1 protein-coding gene is annotated in these 599 nt (G+C 69.9%); it reads left to right on the top strand.

Annotated features, from left to right (window positions below; genetic code table 11):
- The first annotated feature begins 187 nt into the window (after positions 1 to 187).
- A complete protein-coding gene (locus BZY54_RS46870; RefSeq protein ID WP_167414193.1) occupies positions 188 to 583 on the top strand; it encodes a GNAT family N-acetyltransferase in 396 nt (131 codons plus the stop codon).
- Positions 584 to 599 lie beyond the last annotated feature (16 nt).

Genomic DNA, 599 nt, shown 5'->3' with positions numbered 1-599 from the left:
CGTCGCCCTGCTCATCGCCCGCGTCCATCCGCTGACTGCCGCTCGCGGCCCCGAACCGGTACGCCCGACCCAGGCCTGACCACGGCTCGGGACCGATCCACCGGAGGCCGGTCGAGCGCAGGTCAAGTGCCGTCCGCGACCAGGGGGGTTGATGCACCGTGACCTGGCCGGGCCATACCATCGGCGCGTGGGGATCACATACGAGTGGCGGGGCGACTTCGACAACGCCTCCCTCAACGCGCTGCACGCCGACGGCTTCGGCCACCCGGTTGCTCAGACCGACTGGCGGGCAAGACTCGAGCGCCACAGCCTCGGCTGGGTCTGCGCGTGGGAGGACGACTCACTGATCGGCTTCGTCAACGTCGTCTGGGACGGTGGAGCCCACGCCTTCATCCTGGACACGGTGGTCGCCCGGCATCGCCGGGCCGGAGGAGTCGGCGCCCAACTCGTCGCGACCGCAGCGAGGCAAGCCCGTGCCGCGAAGTGCGCGTGGCTCCACGTCGACTTCGAGGACCACCTGCGTCCGTTCTATTTCAGCGCCTGCGGCTTCAAGGAGACGACGGCCGGGCTGATCGCTCTGTAGCACGGCGGCACGGTAC

The organism is Streptomyces carpinensis (assembly GCF_002154505.1).
Classification (GTDB): domain Bacteria; phylum Actinomycetota; class Actinomycetes; order Streptomycetales; family Streptomycetaceae; genus Streptomyces; species Streptomyces carpinensis.
Note: the sequence above shows the minus strand (reverse complement) of the source record. Positions and strands in the feature narration are given on the sequence as shown.